The sequence below is a fragment of the Desulfobacter sp. genome (assembly GCA_028768525.1).
Lineage (GTDB): Bacteria > Desulfobacterota > Desulfobacteria > Desulfobacterales > Desulfobacteraceae > Desulfobacter.
This window is the reverse complement of sequence record CP054837.1, coordinates 5,323,968-5,341,795: the sequence shown is the minus strand read 5'-3', so window position 1 is coordinate 5,341,795 and position 17,828 is coordinate 5,323,968. Positions and strand designations below refer to the sequence as shown.

The window sequence follows — 17,828 nt, the reverse complement described above, 5'->3', positions numbered from 1 at the left end:
AGGTCCGCCCAACGGCCGCCCTAACAGCTCGGATGTTAACACCACCCTGGGAAGGGCCATGGACCGCATCCGGTTTTCAAAGGCTTTGACTGCAATGACCACCGTCGGGATACCGGCGGCTTCAAAACTTCTTGCGACATGTCCCACGGACATGTGGCAAACCGGTCAGACCGGCACCAGGACCACGGCATCCGCCCCCTGGGACTGCATGGCGTCGGTCCATCGGGGCAGGGTTTCCTTGATCAGCCGTTTCTGGGCGCAGGCCCCCACAAATGAAAAGGCGGCCGGGGTGAGGGACTTGAACCGCCCCTCCTCCTGAAGCGCCTTCATCGGCGCCAGGGGAAATGCAACGTTGTAATCCTTTTGGACGGCCCGGATATCATATCCGCCGTGGCGGACACGTATGCTATCCGCTGCCGTCCCAAAGGGAATCACGGAAAGCTGGGGCGGTTCCTTGATAAACTCCATGATCCTGGCCTCGGCCTCGGCCTGGGTCATCCCCTCGACGCCCAGGGGGGCGGGGTCGTCTCCCGCCACAAAATGGCCGCTGGAGGTCAACAGGGAAAGGGTGGCCTGGGACAGCGGTTTCTCAAGGGGAACAAAGGGGCCCTCCCCGTAGGTAAATCCCTTGAGATGACCGCCGCCGTAAGCCTCTGCCTGCCCGGCCATCACCCGTTGCTTCACCAAGGAAAGATCATCGTCGTCCACGGCGTTAATAAGGGCGGCGAAAAGCCCCCTGATGAAATCCGATGCCTGGTCTTCGGAAAAGTCAGACATGAACTTAAAGGAGAGGTCTGACCGGCTGCCGTAAAAAAATGATTTGATAAAGGCTTCAAAGGTCTCTTTTTCCGCCTGGCTCATGATAACCTCCTTGGCTGTTTTAAAAACCCATTATACAAAATTAATAATGGTTCACAACATTCTTTATTCAGGCAGACAAAACTTGGCGGATTCTTTATTGCAGGGGCAGGCCCTTTTGCTGCCAGGTCAACAGCAAAAGGGCCTAAAAAGGATTTGGTCGGAATAATCGCTTCTATCAATTGGCCGTTTTCAGTCCATAAATCAGATCCCCGGCCGTCGAGCCGGCATCGCCTTGGAGAAAAAGGGTCTTGGGGTCCTCATATAAAGTATTCTTCACACCGGAATACCCGGGATCAGCGTTAAAGTTGCAGACAATCACCCTTCCGGCCTCGTGGGCCGAAAGAATCGGCATTCCCGATATGGGCGTTCCCTCGCTCTCCATTGCCGCCGGGTTGACCACATCGCAGGCGCCAAAGACAATGGCCACATCCGCGTCCTGGAATTCCGGATTTATTTCATCCATCTCGCAGAGGTCCTCATAGTCCACCTCGGCCTCGGCCAGGAGCACATTCATATGTCCCGGCATCCGCCCCGCCACCGGGTGGATGGCAAATTTGACATCAGCCCCCCGTTGTTCAAGCAGGGCAGCCAGTTCCGCCACTTTGAACTGGGCCTGAGCAACGGCCATCCCGTACCCGGGAATAACAATGATCCTTTTGGCGGCAGCCAGGGCATTCACTGCCGTTTCCATCCGGTCTCCGGCGGGATCCCCATCAGGCATGCCGGGCGTGCCGGGTTCACCGGGCCTGCCCACAGGCATGTCCAGAAGATGGTCGGCCAGATGCTGAACGCTCTCTTTGGCATCCCCCATCAGCATGATGGTATTGCCGTTGCCATAGAGGGGATTTTCCACCCCGGAATATCCGGGTTCTGAATCCAGGTTGCAGCAGACCACGGCCTTCGATTCATGGGTGAGCAATATGGGCATGCCGGATATGGGAGATCCATCAACCTCAATGGCGGCCGGGTTGACCACGTCACAGGCCCCCACCACCAGGGTCAAATCGGTTTTACTGAACTCAGGGTTGATCTCGTCCATTTCAACGAGGAGGTCGTAATCAATCCCCGCCTCAGCCAGGAGGACGTTCATATGCCCGGGCATGCGGCCGGCAACCGGATGGATGGCGAATTTAACGCTTTTGCCCATGGCCATCAGCTTTCCGGCCAACTCAAGGAGGGCGAACTGGGCCTGGGCCACGGCCATCCCGTAGCCCGGGACAATGATCACCCTTTGGGCATTGGCGGCATGTTCCAGGGCCCTGGAAAAGCCCTCCCCTCTTTCTGCCCCCGCCCTGTCCACAACCGGCTGATTTTCTTCATGGCCCCATTTTTGTCCGGATTCATTCTTCTCTTTTTCTCCCCGCTCCTGCCTCTGCCCTGGCGGGACCGGTTGGGGCCGCCCCTTGGGTAAAAATACATGTAAAAGGCTGCGGTTCATTGCCCGGCACATCACATGGGTGAGTATGCTTCCCGAGGCCGCCACGGTGGCACCGCAGGAAATCAGCAGCTTGTTCTCTATGATCATCCCGCAGAAGGCTGCGGCGACACCTGCCGTGGCATTTAAAAAGGAGATGAGCACCGGCATGTCGGCCCCGCCGATCCGCATGGAAAAGACAATACCGAATAGGGCCGAAACCAGAATAAGAAGAAGATAAACAGCAGGCCTGCCGGTTTCGGGCATTACCATGGCCGCAATAATCAGCCCCAGGATAACCGATAGACTCATCAGGGTTACCCGTGTATGCCGGCTTAAAAACACCGGTGCCTGGCGCAGTTTATTGGCCAGTTTCCCGGCGGCCACCAGGCTGCCGCTGAATGTCAAAGCGCCGATGGCCAGGCCCAGAAGGCCGGAGATTTCATTTAAAACGCCCAGCCGGCCGGCCCCCCGCATCAATTCCGCAAAAGAGAGCATAAAAGCGGCCACCCCGCCGGCGCCGTGCTGAAAGGCCACCATGGCCGGAATCTGGATCATGTCCACCTTACGGGCCACCACATAGCCGGCAGATGATCCGGCCAGAAGACAGAATAACAAAAGCCAGGGGTGGTGGGCGCCGTTGCGCATCAGAATCAGCCCGGCGGCACCGGCCAGGGCCAGGGCAGCGGCCATGTTGCCCCGCCTGGCCGTATGGGGGGCGCCGAAAAGCCAGATCCCCAGCAGCAGCATCCCGATCACGGCAAGGTCGAAAAAGAGGGAGACAGCGGTATGGGTATCCATCATGGTTCCTGCCCCCCTTCCCCTTTATTTTTGAACATATTGAGCATCCGGTCCGTAATGGCGAATCCGCCCACAAGGTTAAATGCGGCCATGATAACGGCGACCCCGCCCATGGCCTGCTCGGCCGGTGTGGATCCAACGGAAAAAAGTATCAGAACGCCCAGGATGGTCACGGCGGATATGGCATTGGTCATGGACATCAACGGGGTATGAAGCAGGGGGGGAATCCTGGAAATCAAAAAATAGCCGAGCCCGAAGGAAAAAACAAATACCCCGGCCAGCAATAAGAGATTGGTCATTGGTATGCTCCGGAAGTTAAGATGTAAAACATTACCCGCAGACCATGCCGCCCGTGAAGGGACAGTGTCCCGCCCACAGGCCGCATGGCTGCCGGTTATCTTCATTAAAGGCCCATGGCCTTGAGGGTGCCGCTGTGCATGAGATCCCCCCTGTGGGTCACCAGGGCGCTGCGGACGATCTCATCTTCCAGGTCAAATCCGTCGGCCCCGCCCTTGAACAGATTCTCCACAAAATAGTAGAGGTTCTGGGAGTAGAGCCAGGAGGAATGGACCGGCAGGGAGCCCGGTATATTCTTGATTCCGCAGATATAAACCCCCTTGTGGACAATCTCCTTTCCCGGGTCTGTCAGTTCGCAGTTGCCGCCCTGGTCAATGGAAACGTCGACAATAACCGACCCCGGCCGCATGCGTTCCACCATGGGCCGGGTGAGAATATGCTGGGCCACTTCCCCGGGCACCAGGGCGGAAAGGATGACAATATCCGCATCGGCCACCAGGGGCGCCAGGGCTTGCCGCTCCTTTTCAAGCCATTGGCCGGAAAGGGCTTTGGCATATCCGCCCTCCCCCACCGCCAGTTCGGCTGGCAGATCAAACCCCACGACCTTAACCCCCAAACTTTGGGCTTCGGTTCTGGCATCGGGCCGGATGTCCACCGCCGTGACCGAACCGCCCAGGCGCTTGCCCGTTGCAATGGCCTGCAGCCCCACCACCCCCGTACCGACCACCAGGATCTTGGCCGGTTGGGTCATACCGATGGAGGTGCCCACCATGGGGATGAACCTGGGGAAATTGGCCGCGGCAATGATGATGGATTTATAACCGGTGATGGCGCTCATGGAGGTCAGGGGATCCATGCGCTGGGCCTTTGAAATCCTGGGAATCCCGTCCATGGTAAAGGCGGTGACCTTTTTGTCCATCATCCTTTTGACATCCCCGTGATTTGACGGGGCGGCCGGATGCAAAAAGGTGATAAGAATCTGCCCCTCTTGGAGCATATCAATCTCATGGCAGCCAAAGTCCTCGTTAAACAGGGGTTCCTTAACCTTCAGGATGATATCCGCACGCCCATAGACGGCTTCGGCATCCTTGGCGATAAGGGCGCCGGCCTTTGCATAGGCCTCATCATCGGCGAATGCGCCTTTTCCGGCGTTGGTTTCAACCAAGACCTCAAATCCCAGGTCTTTAAATTTTTCAACGGTTTCCGGCAGTGCTGCGACTCTGTTTTCATTGAACATGATCTCTTTGGGTATTCCGATTCGCATGGTATCACTCCTGTTTTTCTGGGTTAAACGCCTCCCTCTATCCCCTAGGCCGCTTTTCCAAGATGCCTGAGCCGGCTCAGCGATTCGTTCAGGGCATCATGGAATTTCGGCGGTTCGGGCGTTTTAAGGTATTCAGACAATTCCCTGATGGTCTGGTCAAAAAAGGCATTGATCTCTTCCCGGTCCAGGTCCCGGCGATCCACAATCCTGACCATGAGTTTTGAGAGAGCGTCCACGGCGAGTATCCTGACATCGTAATAAAGATCTTTTCGCTGAACGATTGAAAAAACCTCCCTGGCCAGTGCAAAACCCGGCGTATCAATGAATATCAAAGATTCTATGGCAGCCTCCCTGAGCCGCCAGTTCTGGTCAAACCGAAGCAGGCGGATTAATTCGCCCTGAAAATCTCCCAGCCGCCCGGCCTTGATCAGTCCCTCCAATTTTTCCAGAACCTGATCCCAGTCCCTTAGGTTGCCAAAATAAAATTTTTCCATCTTCACTCTCCTTGTATGTATTATTGTTTTTTTTGCAGGCCCCGGACGGCCCTTCCGCACAGGCAGGTCGTATGGGTGCAAGAGAAAGCCGGCCATCCGGGGCGCTGTTGATTCCTCTCCAAGAGCAAAGAGCATACCAGTTGACGAGAGAATAACTAAGCGTTCGAAATCATAGGACATCCTGCCCCGAAAGCGGAAAGAAAGAGCAAAAGAAACCCGGTGCAGTGTGCAACAGGTGTTGCAGATTGCACCGGGCTATGAAAAGGAAAGGACTTTCCCAGGTTATGCTTAATGAAGGTGAAGGCGGTTCATGATACGCCACAGGGTAGACCGGTCTATCCCCAGCAGCCTGGCAGTCTGGGTCTTGTTCCCCGCAGTCAGGTCCAGCACCTTTTCGATATGATTCCGGCTCAGCTGTTCAAGGGACTCAATATCCTGGCCGCCCTCAATTCCCACGGGCGGGGCCGGGGGATTGCGGATGACTTCAGGCAGACTGTCCATGGTAATTTCACGGCTTTCCTCAAACAGGGTGGCCCGTTCGATGATGTTTTCCAGTTCCCTGACATTTCCGGGCCACCCATAGGCCTCCAGGTGCCCCAGCACCGCCTTGGAGATCCGGTCTATATTTTTCTTATTCCGGGCGGCATACTGCCGTAGAAAATGGTGGGCCAGAAGCCCGATATCCCCCTTGCGGGCCCTTAATGGCGGCAAATCAATCATGACGACGTTGAGCCGGTAATAAAGGTCTTTTCTGAAATCCCCCCTGGCCACCATGGCCTCGAGGTCCTTATGGGTGGCCGCAATGATCCGGACCTCGACCCGCCTCCGTTCAAAGGACCCCACCGGCTGTATTTCACCGCTCTCCAGCGCCCTTAGAAATGTCTGCTGGAGCCCCATGCCGATATCTCCGATTTCGTCCAGAAAGATGGTGCCCCCGTGGGCGGCTTCAAACAGCCCCTGCTTATCGGAAACCGCACCGGTAAATGCCCCCTTGGTGTGGCCGAAAAGTTCGCTGGCCAGCAGGTTCTCATTGAGGGCGGCACAATTGACCGGCAGGTAAGGCTTGCCCGCCCGGCCGCTGTTAAAATGGATGGCCCTTGCCACCAGTTCTTTTCCGGTGCCGGTTTCCCCCCTGATCAGCACCGTGGTCTGTGAATCCTTGACATTGTTAATGGTTTTGAAAACCGTCATCATGGCTTCACTGGTGCCGATGATATTATCAAAGGCGTATTTTTTCTTAAGCTGCCGCTGCAGCCGCAGATTCTGCAGAAAAAGGGCCCGCTTTTCCAGGGTCTTTTGAACCACCAGGCGAAGTTCCTCCATATCAAAGGGCTTTAAAACATAATCTTCAGCCCCCTGCTTCATGGCGGCCACAGCCGTATCCACCGTTCCATAGGCCGTAATCATCAGAATGAGGACCCCGGGATCATACTCCTTGACAGCCTTGAGCAGTTCCATCCCGTCAATGCCCGGAAGCTTCAAATCGGTGATGATCAGGTCATAGGCCGTATCCTTGATTTTTTCCAGGGCGGTTTCCGCTCTGTCAACGGACTCGGCCTTATATCCCTGTTTGGAAAGAATGTGCACGAGCCCCTGGTTCATTTTGGGGTCGTCTTCGACGATGAGAATCCGGTAATTGTTCATATATGCCTCCTGCCTAGTCAACGGGCAACTCTACCGTAAAAAGGGTGCCGGTTTTGACCGCATCTGCCGAAGTCGAACTGACCACCCTGAGGTCCCCTCCCAGTTTCCGGACCATTTCATGGCTGACGAATAAGCCCAGGCCGGTGCCGCGGCCCTGCTGTTTGGTGGTGAAAAAGGGGGTAAAAATCTTGCCCAGCACCTGCCGGGGGATGCCGGGGCCGGTATCCCGGACCTCTATTTTTATCATTTTCAACACCTCAACATATCGGGTCTTCAGGATTAAACCGCCGCCTTCGGGCATGGCTTCGATGGCATTTGCAACCAGGTTGGTGAGGATGGCCTGGATGGTGCTGGCATCGGCATTGACCTTGGGAAGCCCGTTTTGCAGCTTGGTTTCCACGTCTATCCCGCTGGACTCACAATGGGGCCCGGCGATCTTCATCAATTTTTCCAATGTTTCGTTCACATCGGTTCGACACCCGTCGTGGCGGGAATGGCGGGAAAAATCCAGAAGGTTCCGTATGATCCGGCTTCCCTGGCGGATCTCATCCACCACGGTGGAAAGCCGCTCCTGAACGGTTTCCACACGGGTTTCCGGCTCATTTATCTCTTCCTTTGCAATCTGGGTGTACAAAAGGGCATTGGCAAGGGGGGTATTCAGTTCATGGGCCAGCCCCGAGGTCAACAGGCCGAGGGAGGCCAGCTTCTCCTTTTGTATCACCTGGAATTCCAATTCTTTTTCATACCGGTATTTGGATTTGAGTATGTTGACGATCCCCGTGGAAACCAAAAAGGCCAGGCAGGAGACAATCAATGCCGTAAGAATGCCGTAGCATACCGCATCCCGGCCCAGTTTCCTGATCCGGTCCAGAATTTCAGCCATATCCTGGTCGGCGATCACATACCACGGGAACCCATCCACCTTTTGATAGGCCTGGCGGACACGCTCTCCGCGGTAGTCCATGGTTTCGTAAAGACCGTGGGTGTTTCCCTGGATCCCTGCCATTGAAATTTTAGTTTTAAGGGCCTCCGCCCCAAACCGCGAGGCAGATAAAAAACGGCCTGTCCCATCAACGAGGTAAACCTCTCCGGTCACCTCAATCTTGCTTTTCCCCAGCAGGGCATCCACCCGCCTGAAATCAACCAGGGCACAGAGATGGCCGCACCCCTGTCTTGACGAATCCCGGATTGGAGAACAGATCATCAGCGCCGGAATCCTGGTTTCCCCACGGTCAAACCCGAACACCCTCCCCTTCCCGGCATCCCGGACATGGGCGAAGAACGGCTTCCCGCCGAATACAGGCTGGGCCCCGTCCAGTGTTGAGAATACCGGTTCCCCGGCTCTATTCAGCACCACAAAACCAAGGTAGGGTTCATAGGCGTCTTTCATCTGTTCAAAATGGGAGGCAAGCTTTTCCCTGTCATATCCGAAGATGCAGAGCAGGTTTGAGAGGCTGTTGATATCCCTGAGCCGTTCGGCGATGAAATCTCCGATTTCCGCGGCATTGCCCTGGGCCAGGCCTTTCAGGTAAGAGGAGGCCTTGTCTTCAATCAGAATCTGCCCCTGGGAGATCACCTTGAATCCCAATGCCGCCAAAGGCACCAGTGAGACCATCATAAATGCGGCAATGAGCAGCAGCCTGAGTCTTTCAAAATTCATGGGTCTCCTTATTCACAGTCCTGTTCCCGCGGCCGGTTCCGGGAGCCTCCCTGCCCCGCTTCTATTCCAGATTCAACAAAGGGGCCTGTATGAAGGGCCCATGTTAAACCATAACAACGGTAAAGTAAAAATGATTCTGGCCCCTTCCAGGCCGGTTGTCTGCGGCATTTTTATATTTCATGTCCATGATCAGTTTCCGAATTAAAGAATTGTATAAAACTGCCCCAGGAAGACTGGCGCGGCCTTCAAACCGGGCCACAAAGGAGGGGTAACATGATTGAATGATCGGGAAGGCGCCCTGTCGTATCGGGCATAAAAGCTATGTATTGGATCTGTTCAGAGGAACTTGCCGGAATTGAATGATAAATGCGCAGACCGGGTGTTTAACCACCCGCGGCCTGTTAGAAAAAAAGGGAACAGGCACGCGGGGCAGCAACGGCCTTTTATGGTTCAGGCCGGGTTAATCCAGGGTAATATCCACGTGGAGTTCATTGGCCAGTTCCTCCAGCTTGTCCCCCAGGGCATCCAAGGTGATGGTGTCAGGCACCTTGGCGTTGATCATCATGGCGTACATGGCCGTGCCGCTGTTCGGAGAGAATTTCTTCTTGGACCTCAGGGTTTCGATGTTGATCTGTTCGCCGGCCAGCAGCTTTGAAACCTTGTAAACAATACCGGCCTGGTCAATTCCTTCCACCTCAATGGTATGGTACCCGTTGCCGTTTTTGGCCTCCGGGCGCCGCCAGTCCAGGGGGCGGATAAAGACATAGATGTCCTTTTCACGCTCCAGACGTTTGCAGTCCCGGGAGAGCCTGTCCTGGAGGTCGTCCCCAGAGCCGCTGAGCAGCAGGATCAGGGTAAACTCGTCGGCCAGCCGGCCCATGTTTGAGTCTTCAAGGTTGCACTGGTGTTCAAAAATGATTTCTGAAATCTCTGCCACGATACCGGGGCGGTCTTTGCCGAATGCGGTCATGATGAATTTTTGTTCCACTGGCTTATCTCCTGTTTTTGTAACCCATTAAAGCGGATGGTAAAAGGGACATGCCCAGGTATATGAAAAGATCCGCGCAAAGTCAACGCAGTTAACAGGCTGTAAAGACATGCAATCCGCACCGCACAACCGTTTTTTTTAAGGGTTGGCGGTTTTCAGGGAAAGGGGTTGAGCAATCCCTAAATTTCAAAGGAGAGACTTGACCGTTTTGACTTATTTTTAAGAGATGAAAAATTTGTGCCGGTTTCCGGCAGAGAAAAAGGATATTAAAAGGGGGCCGGGCCGCCCGGAAAAGGGCCCGGCCGCCGGCGGATCACTCCACAGGGGTTGAATAATACCCGTTTTCAAAATTGACTCGCATCTCATGGTATTCCCCGCTGGTTTTCAACGCCGTGATGCCGGCATTGAATTTTTCCATGACCGCCCTGTTCTCAGGGACTTTCCGGCTCAGGATCAGATGGTATGTAGCAATGCGGACAGGCTTTTTATGGTGGGTGATGCGTGATACCTCATCCGCTGAAAAATTTTCTTTCAAGACTTTATAGCCGGCGGTTTTACCGGCTATAAATGCGTCTATCCGGCCCAGCAGCAACGCCTTAAAATTCAGATAATCGTTTTTTATCCGGATGACCCTGAAATCTCCGTATTCAACCGCCTGGTTAAACGCCTCGCCATAGTTGTACCCGATGGTGCCGCCCAGTACTTTCCCGTTCAGATCCACATAGGTGCGCCAGTCAAATCCGCTGTCTTTCAGATAAAAAAAGACATCTGCCTTTCCGTTGAATACGGGGTCCGAATAGTACATCTCCTTTTCCCGCTCAGGCGTTCTGGACCAGACCAGCGAACCGTCCACTTTTCCGTCTTTTGCGTCCTTATAAGCCCGTTTCCAGAAATTATCATACCACTGATAATCCACCTTTATACCGGCAATCTCAAAGGCCCGCTCCACCACATGGGAGGCAAAGCCCCTGTGGACCAGATTTCTGGAAAGATAAGGGGCCCACTCCCCGCTGGCCAGGGTGACCACGGTTTCGCCGGCATGAACGCCGGAAATGAGAAGGAGACTTGACACCAGGACCGTCAGCAGATGTTTCATGGGATTCACCTCTTCTGAAGCCACCGCATGGCTGCAATCATACTCATCCTCACCCGTTCCAGACTTTCGGCAAGTATACGGATTTCATTATCCGCATCCGTTGAAATGGGGGTTTTCAAGTCCCCACTGCTCATATTCTCCGTGGCAGCAATCACATTGTCCAGGGGGGTCAGCACCAGCCGCTTCAGACTGGCGCCGATGGCAAGGATCAGTATCAGGTTAAGAAGCACGATGGCAATAAAACTATTGACCAGGACACCGGTAAGCTCTTTTTTTGCGAACTGCTTGGTCACATAGACGGTCACCGAGCCCAGTTTCTTGTCCTCCACGCCGGGCATATAGATATCCTTTGATTTGACAAAACAATCCTGGCCGGGGCCGTCCTGGGACAGAAGCGGGGACGCGGGGCCCACATTCCAGGCGTTGTCCCTGCCTTTTCCAGCAATTAAGGTTTTTCCGTCAGTATCGTAAACCAGGATGCCCAGCACATTCTTATCCAGCATTTCAGATTCCATCAGGGATTCGATAACCTTCTTTTCAACAGCCCACATGGGGTTGGCCAGGTATTGGGACATCCGCAGGGATGTATTTTCACTGAAGGCCTCAAGGTCAGAGAACATCCCTGACCGTGTATTCAAATACTGAAAGGTCTCAAACCCCAGCAGGATGGTCAGGGACACCACCAGAAGGATGGTGCTGATGGTAAATCGAAGCGATTTTGTAAATTTTATTTTTTCTGATCCGTCCATTTTATTTTCCTTGTATGTATCTTTCTTGTATAACACACTAAATTTAATCAAAATTAGCCAATAAAAAACAGCGCATTTTACAATTTTAATCAAAAAAAACAAGAATAAATGCAGACGCCAGCGGCCAAGACTCAGAAATACTCTAAACTGCGTATATACCTTACCGGTATTGATCCGGCCGTGGCCGCAGTTCACCGGAACGGGGTTCAAGCCCGGCCCCGACGGGTTAAGCCCAAAATACATGGGCGATAATATAGGCCGGGACTGCTGGGATTCGACCACAGATTTTTGTAGGCGTATGAACCTACAGAAAGCGAATAGGATTTGCCATCCAAACCTACAAAAACACCTATATTTAAAATCAGATTTCAACCGATTGTAGAATTGCGCCAGCTTTATAAGACTATAGGCGATCAACTGGCGATAAATTTTAGGTATGACTGTCGGTATACCCATGGCTTAAATCAAAACTCGGAGGAAGCAAATGTCGTTGGAAAGCACCTACAGAGAGGCAATGGCCCTGAATGAGATCCAGGATATGTCCAAGCGCGAAGTCGAAGCGCAGAAGTTCTTCGAGAAGCTGAACAAATCCGAGCTGCCCGAAACCTTCAACTGGGCGGCGGAAATATTTGAAGGGATTCACGTCAAAGAACGCGGCGACCAGACAGCATTGATCTGGACGGACCTGGATACGGATGAAGAAGCCCAGTATACCTATACGGAACTGGCCGAAAACGGCAACAGGCTTTTGAACTACCTGCGTTCCCAAGGCGTGGAACAGGGAAATAACCTGTACATGCTCACCCCCATCGTCCCCCAGACATGGTTTGCCACCTTTGCCGGCATCAAGGCTGGCCTGGTATCCGTTCCCACGGCCACCACCATGACCGAAAGGGAGATCCAGTTCAGATTCGAAGCCTATCCCCCCGACTCCATCATTGCCTTTGAAGGGCTCACCGACCTTGTGGACGACGCCCTGGAAAAAGCAAACTGCACCCCCAAGGCCAAAATCGTCCTGGGTAAAAAAGAGGGCTGGGTATCATATGAAGCCATTGCCGACCAGGCTGTTGAGGCCGAAGCCGCCGTCGTCAAAAGCGAAGACGTATTGTTCTGCTTTTTCACCTCCGGCACAACCGGACTGCCCAAACGGGTGGGACATTCCGCCGTTTCCTACCCCTTAGGCCATATGTCCACGGCCGTGGTCATCGGCATTGAGCCCGGCGACGTCCACCACAACCTCAGTGCCCCGGGATGGGCAAAATGGGCCTGGAGCAGCTTTTTCTCCCCCTTTAACGTGGGTGCCACGGCCACCGGCTTTAATTTCACGGCCCTGGATATTAAAAAATATATTTCAAAGGTGGCCAAGTACAAGGTCAACTCCTTCTGCGCACCGCCCACTGCCTGGCGGGCCTTTGTGGGCCTTGACCTCTCCCAGTATGACCTGAGCGCCATGAAGTATTCCATCAGCGCCGGCGAACCCCTGAACCCGGAGGTCATCGACCAGTGGAGAGAGGCCACGGGCTGCGAAATCCGTGATTTCTACGGCCAGACCGAATCCACCTGCATGATCGGCAACCCGCCCTGGATGGAAAAGAAAATGCGCCTGGGCTCCTTCGGCTATCCCTCATACATGTACGACGTCATCCTGGCCGACGACGACGGCACCGAAATTACCGACCCCGACGTCACCGGACACATTGTTGTAAGGCTGTCCAACTGGCGGGCCATCGGCCTGTTCCAGGAATATATTGAAAACGAAGAAAAAACCAAGGAAGCCTTCAAGCACGGCCTCTACTTCACCGGTGACAAGGCCTCCTTCGACAAGGACGGATACTGGTGGTTCGTCGGCCGTTCCGACGACGTCATCAAATCCTCGGACTACCGTGTCGGCCCCTTTGAGGTGGAGAGCGCCCTCATCGAGCACCCGGCGGTCATGGAAACGGCGGTCGTGGGCGTCCCCGACCCCAAACGCCACCAGCTGGTCAAGGCCTTTGTCATCCTGGCCGCGGGACAGGAACCCTCCAAGGAACTGGCCCTGGAATTGTTCAAGCATACCATTGAGGTCCTGGCCAAATTCAAAATCCCCAGAATCATTGAGTTCGTGGAGGAACTGCCCAAAACCATTTCCGGCAAAATCCGCCGCATTGAGCTGAGGGAAAACGAAGAAAATAAAGCCGATGGCAAGACAACCGAATACTTCTACCATCAGTTCCCCGAACTGAGTTCCAGAAAGAATTAAGAGACAATTCCCACTGCCTCTCTGCCCGGAGAAGATGCCGCGCCTGCGGCCCCTTCTCCGGGCGTTTTTTTACTGAACGGCTTTACCTCCCTTTAGCCATTACCGATTGCACCGCCCAGGACAATTCCCGGATGGAATAGGGCTTTTCCACCACCGCGCTGACGCCCGAGGCGGCCGCAGCCTCCTTGGTCAGGATGTCGTGGTATCCCGTGCAGAGGATAACCGGAATGTCCGGCCGCACCTCGAGGAGCTTTTCCGTCAGGGCAATGCCGGTCATTTTTTTCATGTAAAGGTCGGTGATTACCGCATCAAATATCTCCGGCCCGGATTTAAAATCCGCCAGTGCCTGTTGGGGACAATTCCTGGCCGTCACATCGTAGCCCATATTTTCCAGAAGCCTGGATCCTGTTTCCACCAGCGCCTCCCGGTCATCCACCAGCAGCAGCCGCCCCTGTACCCATTCCCGGCCTTCCCCGCCGGCAGGGGGAATAGGGCCGTTGGCATGGGGTTGGGCCATGGGGAGGTAGACATGGAAACAGGTGCCCTCATTTTCGCTGGAATCAAACCGGATGCTGCCCCCGTGATTCTTAACGATGCCGTGGGTGGTGGCCAGGCCCAGGCCGGTGCCTGTCTCCTTTTCCTTGGTGGTAAAATAGGGTTCAAATACCCGATTTCTGATCTTCTCGGGTATGCCGCTGCCGGTATCTGAAACACTGATTTTCACATAGGGGCCGGGGGCCAGTTCCAGGAAAGGCCCCAGGTCCGTATGATCCACATCGATGCGCTCCACAATCACCTTGATCTCTCCCGGCCCATTGCCGATGGCCTGGTAGGCGTTGGTGCAAAGGTTCAGTATCACCTGGTAAATCTGGCCCGCTTCCCCGAAAACCTTCTCTTTACCGGGCACATCGGCTTTGATCCGGATGGATTGGGGCAGGGTCCCTTTCAATAATTGAACAATCTCCTTAACAATGGGCCGGACCATGAGCGGCGCCTTTTTTTGATCTGTTCTGCGGCTGAAGCTTAAAATCTGGGCCACAAGATCTGCGGCCCGGCTGCTGGCATTGAGCACCTCCTCCAGGTTTTTCCTGGCCTCTTCTCCATCGGGGATCGATGCTGCAGCCAGCTGGGTATATCCCATGATGGCGGAAAGGATATTGTTGAAATCATGCGCGATGCCCCCGGCCAGGGTGCCGATGGCCTCCATTTTCTGGGATTGGATGAGTTGCGCCTCCAAGGCCTTCTGCTGCTGCCGAAGCTGTGTGCGTTCCGTGACATCCCGGACCACATGGACACTGCCCGAAGGACGGTTTCCCTTGCCCGGCCGGATAAAAGACTGAAGTTCAAAATAACGGTCCAATGCTTGGTCGTAAACCGCGGACGGTGCGCCGCACTCCCCGTCACCGTGGCGTTCCAGCACCTCAAGGGCGCCATTGGCGGCGGAACGGTTGCTTAGAACGGGCCGGCCGGACCGGTCCCGGATAATAATGGCATCGGCAATGGCGTCAAAGGAAGTTTCCCAGTCCTGCCTTGCCTGGATCAGCCTGCGCCCCATGGCTTCCAGCTTGATAATATGGCCCAGGACCAGTGCACCGGCAAAGGCCGCCCAGACAGGTGTCGGGGGGATCCAGAATCGGCCGAAGGCAAAGAGCAGATAAGCGGTTCCGGTAAAAAGGAAACAGACCAGCCCCCCTGACGCCAGGGCCCAGGCGCTGTCCAGCCGGGCAAACCAGAGGGCGCAGAGCATAAAGGCCAGGATGATCCCCGCCCACTGCCACACCTTGCCCAGGGTCCGGATCTGGGAGCCGTCCAGCAGATTGGCCAGAACGGTGGCCTGGAGCTCCACCCCGGGCATCCGGTCCCTGTTCTGGCTGAAGCTTGTCAGATGATCCTGGTCAATGCCCGCGGCGGTGAGGCCCAGTACCAGGATTTTATTCTTAAAAAAAACCGGCGGATACTTGTTTTCCAGGATGTCGGAAAAGGAAAGGCTTGGAATGGTCCCCGGCGGCCCGTAATAATTAATCCCCCTGCCCCCCTCCTGTAAAATCGCCGCCATGCCCCCCCCGCCATGGCGGATCCCGCCGGCCATCCGGAACCGGCCGGCCGTGGCCGGCGGCTGGTTGGAAAGAAACCCGTCAAGGGCGGATGCGGCGGAGGGCAGCCGCTGCCCTTCAATGATCAGGGTGTGGAACACCTGCCTGACGACCCCGTCCATGCCCGGCTCCGTGTGGACATGGCCCACGGCGGGGCTGCCCAGGGTGGGGGAAGGCAGCACAAGGTGACGGCTGCGGTCCACATAGGCGGGCAGAATAATTCTGGGGTATTCTTCCAGGGCCGATTTAAGACGGGCATCGTCCTTGCCGGGCTCGGCCAGGATAATGTCGGCAAGGATGCCGTCGGCCTGGCGGGCCTTCTGGAGGAAATCGGCATAATACCTCCGGGAAATGGGCCAGCGCCCCAGCCGGCCGAGTGATTTTTCATCAACCGCAGCAATGAGGACCCGCTTCGGCGGTTCCTGGGCGCCCCTCAGCCTGAAAAAAAGGTCGTAGGCGTAGAAATCCATGCCCAGGAAAAGCCCCATGGCCTCGGCCAGTCCCAGCGCCATCAGGAATCCAAGCCCCATCACCAGGTGGCGGCTGCGGATATTTTTTGCAGCCCAAAGGGAGTTTTCTTTAGTACCCATCTATCTAACGCCCCTCACCCCCCCTAAAGAATGATAATCAAGGCCCCGACGATCCAGGTCATTATTGCCCCGGCTTCCAGGTAGGGAAATTCTTTTATTTCAAAGGTCTGGGCCGGGGTGAATTCGCCTTCATAACCGTCCGGATCAACCGCCCGGATCCGGACATAGTAGATGCCTCCCTCGCCGGGTCTGTCGAAGCTCACGGCCGGGGCGGTTGTTTTCTGTTCAAAAAGGATCTCCTTGAATTCCGGATCCTTTGCCATCTGGAAGTCATAGGTCATCTCCGACCCCATGTCCTGCCACCTCAATGAAATGGCATCCTCGTCCACGGCCGGCGCCTCGGCCTCCGGGGCCTTGGGCGGTTGGACATGGGTAAATGCCACCCCATCCGACCACAGCCCGGCAAACCCGTCTCCTGCAATGGAGCGGACCCTGAAATAATAGGGGCCGTACCCTTCCATCTCAAGACGCAGCCCCACACCGGTAATTCCCGTCGTCTCTTTGTACACGGCTGAAAAGTCAGGTACCCTGGCCACCTGGGCTTCATAGGAAACGGCATCCGCCACGCTGAGCCATTCCAGTTCAACGGTATCGGTTTTAAACCTGCTGCCGTCCAGGGGGGCCTGGATAAAGGGCGGCAGGGGGTTGACCCGTACTTCAAAGCCCCGCGGTTCAGACGCAATTCCCTCAAGCCCGGCCTTATTCACCGACAGGGCCCGGCAATGGTATTTTCCGTCGGGCAGCATGATTCTGGGAATGGGCTCACCGGCCTGCACCAGGGTTTCGGAGACCACATCCCTCATCTCCGGGTCCGTTGCCACCACTACCCGGCCGGCAGCCGCCTGTTCCGGGAGCACCAGGGAAAAGGTGAACGGCTGGGTCTGATACAAGGCCTTAACGCCCGTCAGGCCGGGCGGTTCGGGCAGGGGCTCCGGCGGGCGGGCTGCCGCCCCCTTTTTCACCCAGGTCCCCTGCCCCGGATCCACCACCACCTCTTTTCCCCGGCCTTTCACACCGACAATGCCGTCCAGCACCTCTGTCCGGGTCACATTTTCCTCATCCACGGAAACCCTGAACCGGGTCCCCCGGGCTGCGGACACTGCCGACGGGGTGTGGATTTCAAACCGGGAGTCCCGGCCGGTACTCTTTTTGATCCGCATCAGGGTTCTTCCGGCGGGAACAAAGAGCTGCCGGATCATATAATAGGGCTGGCGCTGCCTGGCGGTACGGATACTGATCCGGGTATCGGGCCGGAGAAAAAAGGAACTCCCATCTTCAAAGGTAATTTCCACGGCACTGTCCTTCCCGGTTTCAATCTCTGTGCCCTGGACCACGCGATCCCCGTATTTCAACACGCCACGGTTTTTGGCTTCAGGGGGCCAGACCCAAACATCCCCCTTTAAAAAGGTCACCGCCCCGTCCATGGGGATGCCCTTGAGCAATTTTGCCGGAATTTTTATCCGCTGGCCCGGATAAATCAGGTGGGGATTTTCCAGGCGGTTGAACCGGGCAACCGCCGGCCAATTGTTCGGCGCCTCAAGCCACACCTTGCAGATATTAACCAGGTTATCTTTTTGGGCCACCACCACGGTGGCAGATTTCTCACCTGGCTCGGCTGCGGACAGCATCCAGGGGATC

The 17,828-nt window shown here is 55.5% G+C and carries 13 protein-coding genes; 1 reads left to right on the top strand and 12 read right to left on the bottom strand.

The features are described from left to right. Nucleotides 1-165: 165 nt before the first annotated feature. From HUN04_23485 to HUN04_23440, 10 genes are all read right to left on the bottom strand, one after another. Nucleotides 166-861 carry a hypothetical protein gene (locus tag HUN04_23485; GenBank protein WDP92523.1) on the bottom strand — a complete coding sequence of 232 codons (696 nt, stop codon included), beginning with the start codon at nucleotides 859-861 and terminating at the stop codon, nucleotides 166-168. Between the two features lie 175 nt (nucleotides 862-1,036). Continuing rightward, nucleotides 1,037-3,079: an NAD(P)(+) transhydrogenase (Re/Si-specific) subunit beta gene (locus HUN04_23480; GenBank protein ID WDP92522.1), complete on the bottom strand. Its 2,043-nt coding sequence runs from the start codon at nucleotides 3,077-3,079 to the stop codon at nucleotides 1,037-1,039. Continuing rightward, nucleotides 3,076-3,375, bottom strand: a complete 300-nt coding sequence (locus HUN04_23475; GenBank protein WDP92521.1) for an NAD(P) transhydrogenase subunit alpha — start codon at nucleotides 3,373-3,375, stop codon at nucleotides 3,076-3,078. The genes HUN04_23480 and HUN04_23475 overlap by 4 nt, the downstream gene beginning before the upstream one ends. Before the next feature lie 104 nt (nucleotides 3,376-3,479). Next, entirely contained in the window at nucleotides 3,480-4,637 is a 1,158-nt protein-coding gene (locus HUN04_23470; protein WDP92520.1) for an NAD(P) transhydrogenase subunit alpha, read from the bottom strand. A 44-nt stretch (nucleotides 4,638-4,681) separates the two neighbouring features. Next, a complete protein-coding gene (locus HUN04_23465) occupies nucleotides 4,682-5,131 on the bottom strand; it encodes a hypothetical protein (GenBank protein ID WDP92519.1) in 450 nt (149 codons plus the stop codon). Between the two features lie 288 nt (nucleotides 5,132-5,419). Further along, entirely contained in the window at nucleotides 5,420-6,775 is a 1,356-nt protein-coding gene (locus tag HUN04_23460; GenBank protein ID WDP92518.1) for a sigma-54-dependent Fis family transcriptional regulator, read from the bottom strand. Nucleotides 6,776-6,788: 13 nt separating this feature from the next. Further along, entirely contained in the window at nucleotides 6,789-8,393 is a 1,605-nt protein-coding gene (locus tag HUN04_23455) for a histidine kinase (protein WDP93386.1), read from the bottom strand. A 502-nt stretch (nucleotides 8,394-8,895) separates the two neighbouring features. Then, the gene (locus tag HUN04_23450; protein WDP92517.1) at nucleotides 8,896-9,423 is read right to left on the bottom strand and encodes an amino acid-binding protein; all 528 of its coding nucleotides are present in this window, start codon (nucleotides 9,421-9,423) and stop codon (nucleotides 8,896-8,898) included. Between the two features lie 313 nt (nucleotides 9,424-9,736). Next, complete coding sequence (locus HUN04_23445) at nucleotides 9,737-10,519, bottom strand: transporter substrate-binding domain-containing protein (protein WDP92516.1); 783 nt, start codon at nucleotides 10,517-10,519, stop codon at nucleotides 9,737-9,739. A 5-nt stretch (nucleotides 10,520-10,524) separates the two neighbouring features. Next, entirely contained in the window at nucleotides 10,525-11,268 is a 744-nt protein-coding gene (locus HUN04_23440; GenBank protein WDP92515.1) for a HAMP domain-containing protein, read from the bottom strand. Between the two features lie 484 nt (nucleotides 11,269-11,752). On the opposite strand from HUN04_23440, the gene HUN04_23435 reads away from it, so the two are divergent. Next, entirely contained in the window at nucleotides 11,753-13,507 is a 1,755-nt protein-coding gene (locus HUN04_23435; protein WDP92514.1) for an AMP-binding protein, read from the top strand. Nucleotides 13,508-13,589: 82 nt separating this feature from the next. On the opposite strand, the gene HUN04_23430 is transcribed toward HUN04_23435, so the two are convergent. Both HUN04_23430 and HUN04_23425 read right to left on the bottom strand, forming a co-directional pair. Then, complete coding sequence (locus HUN04_23430) at nucleotides 13,590-16,190, bottom strand: CHASE2 domain-containing protein (protein WDP92513.1); 2,601 nt, start codon at nucleotides 16,188-16,190, stop codon at nucleotides 13,590-13,592. Nucleotides 16,191-16,213: 23 nt separating this feature from the next. Continuing rightward, complete coding sequence (locus HUN04_23425; protein ID WDP93385.1) at nucleotides 16,214-17,818, bottom strand: FecR domain-containing protein; 1,605 nt, start codon at nucleotides 17,816-17,818, stop codon at nucleotides 16,214-16,216. Between the last annotated feature and the right edge of the window lie 10 nt (nucleotides 17,819-17,828).

Bases quoted from the DNA above. Each gene is read 5' to 3' on its own strand.
- HUN04_23485 (WDP92523.1), bottom strand. From the start codon at position 861: ATGAGCCAGGCGGAAAAAGAGACCTTTGAAGCCTTTATCAAATCATTT.
- HUN04_23480 (WDP92522.1), bottom strand. From the start codon at position 3,079: ATGATGGATACCCATACCGCTGTCTCCCTCTTTTTCGACCTTGCCGTG.
- HUN04_23475 (WDP92521.1), bottom strand. From the start codon at position 3,375: ATGACCAATCTCTTATTGCTGGCCGGGGTATTTGTTTTTTCCTTCGGG.
- HUN04_23470 (WDP92520.1), bottom strand. From the start codon at position 4,637: ATGCGAATCGGAATACCCAAAGAGATCATGTTCAATGAAAACAGAGTC.
- HUN04_23465 (WDP92519.1), bottom strand. From the start codon at position 5,131: ATGGAAAAATTTTATTTTGGCAACCTAAGGGACTGGGATCAGGTTCTG.
- HUN04_23460 (WDP92518.1), bottom strand. From the start codon at position 6,775: ATGAACAATTACCGGATTCTCATCGTCGAAGACGACCCCAAAATGAAC.
- HUN04_23455 (WDP93386.1), bottom strand. From the start codon at position 8,393: ATGATGGTCTCACTGGTGCCTTTGGCGGCATTGGGATTCAAGGTGATC.
- HUN04_23445 (WDP92516.1), bottom strand. From the start codon at position 10,519: ATGAAACATCTGCTGACGGTCCTGGTGTCAAGTCTCCTTCTCATTTCC.
- HUN04_23440 (WDP92515.1), bottom strand. From the start codon at position 11,268: ATGGACGGATCAGAAAAAATAAAATTTACAAAATCGCTTCGATTTACC.
- HUN04_23435 (WDP92514.1), top strand. From the start codon at position 11,753: ATGTCGTTGGAAAGCACCTACAGAGAGGCAATGGCCCTGAATGAGATC.
- HUN04_23430 (WDP92513.1), bottom strand. From the start codon at position 16,190: ATGGGTACTAAAGAAAACTCCCTTTGGGCTGCAAAAAATATCCGCAGC.
- HUN04_23425 (WDP93385.1), bottom strand. From the start codon at position 17,818: ATGCTGTCCGCAGCCGAGCCAGGTGAGAAATCTGCCACCGTGGTGGTG.